The sequence below is a fragment of the Amycolatopsis sp. NPDC051102 genome (assembly GCF_040682815.1).
GTDB lineage: Bacteria > Actinomycetota > Actinomycetes > Mycobacteriales > Pseudonocardiaceae > Amycolatopsis.
In genome coordinates this window covers 276,274-284,041 of the sequence record NZ_JBFBBT010000005.1, presented here as the reverse complement: position 1 = coordinate 284,041, position 7,768 = coordinate 276,274, and the positions used below count along the sequence as shown (strand labels likewise).

8 protein-coding genes are annotated in these 7,768 nt (G+C 71.3%); 5 read left to right on the top strand and 3 right to left on the bottom strand.

Translation table 11 applies throughout. From position 1 onward, the window contains the following. Positions 1-106: 106 nt before the first annotated feature. A complete protein-coding gene (locus AB0M93_RS18570; RefSeq protein ID WP_364274953.1) occupies positions 107-1,180 on the top strand; it encodes a ribonucleotide-diphosphate reductase subunit beta in 1,074 nt (357 codons plus the stop codon). Positions 1,181-1,226: 46 nt separating this feature from the next. Here AB0M93_RS18570 and AB0M93_RS18565 read toward each other — a convergent pair whose 3' ends face one another. After that, positions 1,227-1,685, bottom strand: a complete 459-nt coding sequence (locus AB0M93_RS18565) for an NUDIX hydrolase (protein WP_364274951.1) — start codon at positions 1,683-1,685, stop codon at positions 1,227-1,229. Positions 1,686-1,696: 11 nt separating this feature from the next. Next, positions 1,697-2,101 (bottom strand): pyridoxamine 5'-phosphate oxidase family protein, encoded by a 405-nt coding sequence (locus tag AB0M93_RS18560; RefSeq protein ID WP_364274949.1) that lies wholly within the window; start codon positions 2,099-2,101, stop codon positions 1,697-1,699. Positions 2,102-2,183: 82 nt separating this feature from the next. On the opposite strand from AB0M93_RS18560, the gene AB0M93_RS18555 reads away from it, so the two are divergent. The 4 genes from AB0M93_RS18555 (at position 2,184) to AB0M93_RS18540 (ending at position 7,244) form a co-directional block, all read left to right on the top strand. Beyond that, positions 2,184-3,152, top strand: a complete 969-nt coding sequence (locus tag AB0M93_RS18555; protein WP_364274947.1) for an AraC family transcriptional regulator — start codon at positions 2,184-2,186, stop codon at positions 3,150-3,152. 17 nt (positions 3,153-3,169) lie between these two features. Next, positions 3,170-4,630, top strand: coding sequence for a cytochrome P450 (locus tag AB0M93_RS18550; RefSeq protein ID WP_364274945.1), 1,461 nt, complete (start codon positions 3,170-3,172; stop codon positions 4,628-4,630). A gap of 237 nt (positions 4,631-4,867) precedes the next feature. Beyond that, positions 4,868-6,685, top strand: coding sequence for an EAL domain-containing protein (locus AB0M93_RS18545; RefSeq protein WP_364275173.1), 1,818 nt, complete (start codon positions 4,868-4,870; stop codon positions 6,683-6,685). Between the two features lie 97 nt (positions 6,686-6,782). Beyond that, complete coding sequence (locus tag AB0M93_RS18540; RefSeq protein ID WP_364274943.1) at positions 6,783-7,244, top strand: peroxiredoxin; 462 nt, start codon at positions 6,783-6,785, stop codon at positions 7,242-7,244. On the opposite strand, the gene AB0M93_RS18535 is transcribed toward AB0M93_RS18540, so the two are convergent. Continuing rightward, positions 7,210-7,764: a GNAT family N-acetyltransferase gene (locus AB0M93_RS18535; RefSeq protein WP_364274941.1), complete on the bottom strand. Its 555-nt coding sequence runs from the start codon at positions 7,762-7,764 to the stop codon at positions 7,210-7,212. The genes AB0M93_RS18540 and AB0M93_RS18535 overlap by 35 nt on opposite strands. Positions 7,765-7,768 lie beyond the last annotated feature (4 nt).

Genomic DNA, 7,768 nt, shown 5'->3' with positions numbered 1-7,768 from the left:
GTGGGGCCGCCGCCGGCCCGGCCGCGCCGGGGGGGGGGGCTGCTGCTGCGGGCCCGCGCGCCCGCCCCACCCCCCCCCCCCACCCCACCTGCATGAAGTGAGCGACATGACCAACGTGGAGACGACGGACGCGACCGGCCTCGGGGAGATCGAGGTCGGCGCCGCCCGGATCAACGTCGACGACAAGCGCATGATCAACGCGCGCGCCGACGTCAACCAGCTGCTGCCCATGAAGTACAAGTGGGCGTGGGAGAAGTACCTGGCCGGCTGCAACAACCACTGGATGCCGACCGAGGTCGCCATGCAGGCCGACATCGCGCTGTGGAAGTCGCCGGACGGCCTCACCGAGGACGAGCGGCAGATGCTCAAGCGCAACCTGGGCTTCTTCGCGACCGCGGAGTCCTTGGTGGCCAACAACATCGTGCTCGCGGTGTACCGGCAGATCACCAACCCCGAGTGCCGCCAGTACCTGCTGCGCCAGGCGTTCGAGGAGGCCGTGCACACGCACACCTTCCAGTACATCTGCGAAAGCCTCGGCCTGGTCGAGGGCGAGCTGTTCAACATGTACCGCGAGGTCCCGTCCATTTCGGACAAGGACGCGTGGGCGCTGAAGTACACGCAGAACCTGGAGAACCCGGACTTCGAGACCGGCACGCCGGAAGCCGACCAGGCGTTCCTGCGTGACCTGGTCGCGTTCTACGTGATCTTCGAGGGCATGTGGTTCTACACCGGTTTCGCGCAGATCCTGTCGCTGGGCCGCCGGAACAAGATGGTCGGCATCGCCGAGCAGTACCAGTACATCCTGCGCGACGAGTCGATCCACCTGAACTTCGGCATCGACTGCATCAACCAGATCAAGATCGAGAACCCGCACCTGTGGACGCCCGAGTTCCAGGAAGAGGTCCGCGGCATGCTGAAGGAGGCGTGCGAGCTCGAGGTCAACTACGCGCGCGACACGATGCCGCGCGGCATGCTCGGCCTGTCGGCGCAGCTGTGCGAGCAGTACATGCACTTCATCACCGACCGCCGCGCGCAGCAGATCGGCCTGGCCCCGATCTTCGGCGAGACCGAGAACCCGTTCCCGTGGATGTCCGAGGCGATGGACCTGAAGAAGGAGAAGAACTTCTTCGAGACCCGCGTGATCGAATACCAGTCGGGCGGCGCCCTCGACTGGGACTGAGCTCCCCTGGAACGGCCCCGCCCCGGCGAACCGGGGCGGGGCCGTTTCACGGCATCACCCGCGCGGCGATCTCCGCGTCCAGCGGGCTCGTGCCCGGGCCGACGGGCTCGCCCGGCGACCACCACCGGAAGCCGAGCCCTTCCTCGCCGAGCGTCAGCCGGGGCACGGCGGCGAGCTCGGCCCGGTAGACGGCGAGGAGCTCCCGGCGCGCCGGGCGGACCAGGTCGAACTCGGCCACCGCGGCGAAGGTCAGCGTCGGCCCGTGCAGGCCGGTTTCCTCGGCGAGTTCGCGGCCCGCCGTCTCGCGGGCGGTTTCTCCGGGTTCCCGCATCCCGCCGGGGAGCTCCCACTGCGCCCGGCGCTTGTCGAACATCATCAGGACCGCGCCGGCGTGCACGACCACGACCACGGCGGCGGGCACCGGGTGCGGCAGCTCGCTCTCGGCGACCCGGCGCACGGCGAGGAGCACGTTGCCCGCTTGATCGCGCAGAGGCAGCTCGGTCATGTCTCCCCGCGTCAGTACGCGTAGCGGCGCACGGTTTCCGGGTGGATCACCAGGCGCACCAGGTCCCCCGCCAGGATGGCCTCGAGGTCCGCCGCCCGGGTCCGGTCGCCGAGGTCCCAATACCGCGCCGCCAAGCGCTGCGCCAGCTCGTGCGCGCCGTCGCGCTCCACCGACATCCGGCCTGCGACCGACACCCAGCGCTCTCGCTCCCCCACCGGTGCCGCCACGACGATCGACGCCCGCGGGTCGCGGCGCGCGCGGCGCACCTTGAGCGCGTCCGGTTCGCTGAACAGCTGGATCGTGCCGTCGCCGGTCGCCTCGAACCAGACGGGGCGGGGCTCGGCGCCGGCCACCGTCAGGAAGCCGTGCAGGGGGCGGCGGAGGAACTCGAGGTCGTCAGGGGTCACTGCGTTCATGACGTCCAGTCAACCCCGGCAGCCCGGACGATCCCATGGGTGAAACACCGGAATCCCTGTCCATGCGTCTAACCTCGGGACCGTGGACGACCTCTTCCGCGGCGTGCGCGCCCACGGCTCGCTGTTCGGCAGCTCGGCCCTCTCCCCGCCGTTCGCCTTGCACTTCGTCGACGGCGCTCCGCTGACCCTGTGCACCTCGCTCTCCGGCGGCGGCTGGATCGTCCCCGAACACGGCGAACCCGAGCCGCTCCACGCCTACGACACCGTCGTCGTGCGCGGGCCGGGGACGTTCACCTTCGTCGACGAGCCCGGCACCGGCGCCGAGCCCGTCGCGTGCGGCGAGTTCTGCGCCGTCCCCGAGCTCGGCGGGACGCGGTACCGGCGCGGCTGGCGCGACGACGGCGACGGCCCGACCACCCTGATCGTCGGCGCCTACCCCGTGCACGGCGAGATCAGCCGCCCGCTGCTGGACGCCCTGCCTCCCGTGCTGCGCGTCGACGGCGGCGGCACCGGGGACGCCGTCCTGGACCACCTCGCCGTCGAAGCCGCCGTGGACGCCCCTGGCCAGCAGGTGGTGCTCGACCGGCTGCTGGACTGGCTGCTCGTCTGCACCCTGCGCGCCTGGTTCGACCGGCCCGGCGGCGAACCACCGGCGTGGTGGACGGCCCGGCGCGACCCGGTGGCCGGCCCGGTCCTGCGCCTGCTGCACGACGAGCCCGCGGCGCCGTGGACGGTCGCCACACTGGCCAAGAGGGCCGGGGTCTCCCGCTCGACGCTGGCCAAGCGGTTCGCCGAGCTGGTCGGCGAGCCGCCGCTGACCTACCTCACCCGCCACCGCATGGCGCTCGCCGCGGACCTGCTGACCGAGCGGCCGGACGCGACCGTGGCGGAGGTGGCCCGTGCCGTGGGGTACGCCGACCCGTTCGGCTTCAGCGCGGCGTTCAAACGGGTCCGCGGCGCCACCCCGAGCGAGTTCCGGCGCAGACCACCCGAAAAGAGGGCCGCCCAGGTGTTGTCAGACCGTCAACAAGAGGGCATCGTGAAGGGGTAGCCGATCTCGACGGGGAGATGGTCACTTTGCCGGGCACCGTGAGCCGAGCCGCCGAAGCACTGCGTGAACGCGTGCCGCCCTTGACCGCGCTCCCCCTGCCGCACAAGGTCGACGAGCGCTGGCTGCGGTCGCGCTGGCCCGTCAAGGAACTCGCGACGCCGCCCGCCGGCAGCGGCCTCAAGCCGGTGCTCGGCGACGAAGGCCCGCCGGTCGTCGGGCACATGCTCGAGATGATGCGGTTCGGGCCGGCGTTCGGCCTGCGCCGCTACGAGCTCTACGGCCCGGTGTCGTGGACCGGCGGGTTCGGCCGCCGGATCGTCGCGCTGTCCGGGCCCGAAGCCACGCAGGTCGCGCTCGTCAACAAGGACAAGGCGTTCTCGCAGGAGGGCTGGAAGTTCTTCATCGAGAAGTTCTTCGAGCGCGGGCTGATGCTGATGGACTTCGGCGAGCACCACCTGCACCGCCGGATCATGCAGGAGGCCTTCACGCGCCCGCGGCTGGCCGGCTACGTCGGCGAGATGGGCCCCGCGCTGCGCGAAGGCGTCGCGAGCTGGGGCTCGAGCGAGCGGCCGCGGCTGTACTGGGCGCTCAAGCAGCTGACCCTCGACGTCGCGACGCGCGTGTTCATGGGCATGCCCAGCGGTGACGACGCGGCGCGGATCAACCGCGCGTTCGTCAGCTCCGTGCGGGCCGGCACCGCCTTCGTGCGCTTCCCGGTGCCCGGCGGCCGCTGGTCGGCCGGGCTGCACGGGCGGCGGGTCCTCGAGCGCTACTTCGGCGAAACCCTGCCCGCCAAACGGCGTTCCGGCGGTGACGACCTGTTCGCCGCCCTCTGCCAGGCCACGACCGAAGACGGCGACCGGTTCTCCGACACCGACATCGTCAACCACATGATCTTCCTGATGATGGCCGCGCACGACACGACGACCATCACCAGCAGCGCCATGGCGTACTACCTCGCGAAGCACCCGGAGTGGCAGGAACGCGCCCGCGAAGAGTCCCTGGCCCTCGGCGACGACCTGCCCGACATCGCGGCGCTGGACAAGCTGGAGACCCTCGACCTGGTGATGAAGGAGGCGCTGCGGCTGGTGGCCCCGGTGCCGTCGCTGACCCGCCAGACCGTCAAGGACACCGAGGTGCTCGGCCACTACATCCCGGCGGGCACCCTGGTCGGCGTCTCGCCCACCGTCAACCACTTCACGCCGGAGTGCTGGACGAACCCCTTCGCGTTCGACCCGGAACGCTTCGCCGAACCCCGCCGCGAGGACAAGTCGCACCGGATGGCGTGGATGCCGTTCGGCGGCGGCGCGCACAAGTGCATCGGGCTGCACTTCGGCAGCCTCGAGGTGAAGTTGCTGATGCACGAACTGCTGCGGGCGTACCGCTGGTCGGTTCCGGAGAGTTACACCGCGCGCTGGGACTACGTCTCCCTGCCGGTGCCCGCGGACGGCCTTCCGGTCCACCTCACCCGGCGCTGACCCGCCCACTGTCCACCCCTGCATACAACCGGTAACGAAATGTTACCGCTTGTGGAGATTCGTTCACTCGTTCAGCCGGTAGACACCCCGTGACGTACATGATGGCGTGGCATCGATCGTGGGCGAGTGCTGCCTCGTGCGGCTGCCTGCTCCCCGACACCGTGTCCGACCTGGCCATACCTGTGCGTGAAGAGGTGGAGTGTGCCTGAGCCCGGTGCCGCGTCAGGACTGCTGGACGTGGCGCGCCGGTGGGCGGCGACGTTGGCCGACACCAAAGGAGTAACACTTCCCCCGGAGGAGCTCGAATCGCTGTTGCTGGAGGTCGCGAACGACGCGGTCGACCACGCCGGCTCACGGCACGACGGCGCGCTCCTGCGGTTCACCGCCCTCTACGCCGCGTCACCGATGGGGATCGCGCTCGCCGACCCCGACGGCGCCATCGTCGAGGCCAACCTCGCCCTCGGCCAGCTGCTCGGCTGCTCACCGGAACGGTTGCGCGGCAGGCACATCACGGCCCTCGGCTCCACCGACCACGACGTCTCGCGGCTCGAGGCCGGGCTGGAGCAGGTGCGCGCCGGGCGCGAGCGCTACCAGGAGCGGATGCTGCTCGACCACACCGATGACGGCCGGCTCTGGACCGACGTCACCCTCGCCCGCCTGCCCGGCGACCGGCCCGGCTCGGTCTACCCGGTGCTGATGGTGTCGGACGCGAACGAGCTGCACCTGCTGCAGGAGCGGCTGCTGCACCAGAACGTGCACGACCCGCTGACCGGGCTGCCCAACGCCTCGTCGTTCACCACCAAGCTGGAGGCCGCGCTCGGCGCCGGCGCGCGCGACGACATCGCGCTGGTCTACCTCGACGTCGACGGCTTCAAGGTGATCAACGACGGCCTCGGCGCCGGCGTCGGCGACCAGGTGCTGCGCGGCGTGGCGAACAAGCTGTCGGCGGTGTTCACCGGCCACCACGACGGGTTCGTGGCGCGGCTGTCCGGCGACGGCTTCGCGGTGCTGCTGCGCGGCGAGCTCGCCGCGACCGAGGTCGTCGACCTGGTCGAGCGCGCCCTGGAGGACCTCAACGAGCCGATCTACCTGGGCGGGCACGGCATCGGCGTGAGCGCGAGCGCGGGCATCGTGGTGCGCGCGGCCGTCGAGGGCGGCGCGGCGGAACTGCTGCGGGCGGCGGAGATCGCGCTGCACCGGGCCAAGGAGGCCGGCAAGGCGCAGTGGATGCTGTTCGACCCGGAGCTCGACGCCCGCGACCGCGGCCGCTACCAGCTGGGCGCGGTGATCGCCGGTGCGCTGGAGAACGGCGAGTTCTCGCTGGTCTACCAGCCGACGGTGAAGCTCGCCCGCCCGGACGAGCTGGCGGCGGTCAACGCGGGCCTGCGCTGGAACCACCCGGAGAAGGGCGAGCTCGACTCCGACGAGTTCTACCCGCTGGCCCAGACGACGGGCATGACGGTACCGCTGGGCCGCTGGCTCCTGGCCGAGTCCCTGGCGGCCACGGCCCGCTGGCGGAAGCACCTCGGCGACGCGGCCCCCGACGTCTGCGTCCGGCTGCCGGCCCGCCTGGCGATCGACCCGGACCTGGTCCTGCTGGTGAAGGAGCAGCTGGACAAGCACGAGCTCCCGGCACGGGCCCTGCGCCTGTGCACGGACCGCGACTCGATGCTCGACCCGCGCGGCGAAGTCCTGGACTCCCTGGCGGTGCTGGCGGACCTGGGCGCCCAGCTGGTGCTGACGATTTCGGGCTCGGCGGACCTGGAGCTGATCCCCCAGCACCGCCTCCCGGTCCGCCACGTGATCCTGTCCGGCCCGGTGGTCGACGCCCTGGACACCGACGACCCGGCGGAATCCGACCTGCGCCACCTGACCCAGCTGATCACCCGGGCCCGCGAGCTGAACCTGAGGGTCGGCGCGGAGGGAGTGCGGACGCACGAACAGGCAACCAGGCTGCGGCAGCTCGGGGTGATCGCGGCCCGGGGACCGTTCGTGGCCGACTCGGCCACCGGTGACGAGGTCGACGAGCTGATCAACCGCCACCCGCGGCGCTGAGGCGGCCGGACACCTCGCGTCCCCGGACCAAGCCGGTGCCGGATCAGCTCCGAACACCCGGCAAGATGGGTTCTGCCGCCGACGCGAAAGGACGTCCATGGACGCCGGAGACCTCGCCCCCGACTTCACGCTGCCCGACGACCGGGGGCGCGAACGCAAGCTCAGCGACTTCCTGGCCACCGGTCCCGTGGTGCTGTTCTTCTACCCGGCCGCGATGACCGGCGGCTGCACCGCCGAGAGCTGCCACTTCCGCGACCTGGCCGCCGAGTTCGCCGCCGTCGGGGCCCACCGGGTCGGCATCAGCCCCGACGGCGTCACCAAGCAGCGCCAGTTCTCCGACGCCAACGGCTTCGACTACCCGCTGCTGTCCGATGTGGAGGGTGAGGTCGCGAAGCAGTTCGGCGTGTGGCGGAAACTGCTGCCGCTGCACGCCAAGCGCGCCACCTTCGTGATCGGCGAGGACCGGAAGATCCTCGCGAAGATCAAGAGCGAGCTCAACTTCACCGTGCACGCCGACCAGGCGCTCAAGGTGCTGCGGGAGCGGGACAAGGTGTCCTGACCAGCCGCCACACGTGGTTGGTGCCCGTGCACGACGGCGCCGGCGGCTTCCCCGCCGGTTCCGTGCGCACCTTCGTGAAGCCCAGACGCGCCGGCACCGCTCCACTTCGGACGTTCCGCTCGTCGTGCTTGATCTCGACGTACCCGGCGCCGAGGCGGAACGCTTCCGCCGTCAGCAGCCGGACCGCGCGGGTGATCAGGCCACGCCCGACGAACTCCCGGGCGAGCCAGTAACCGATCTCGACGCCGCCCTCGCGGGCCATGACGCCGGCGGCACCGGCGATCGAGCCGTCCACGCGGATCGCGAAGTCGTGCGTTTCGCCGCTCGCCCAGTTCCGCCGGGTGGTGCGCAGGAATTCGGCGCTGTCTTCGTCGGTGTAGCCGCCGCTCGCCCAGATCATCCACGGGCGGAGGTGCTCGAGGGACCCGTTGACCGTCGCGGTGAGCTCCGGCCCGTCGGCGAACTGCCAGCGGGCCAAGGTGAATCCGTCCTCGCGGTAGGTCTCGGCCGGGGTTTCCATGCAC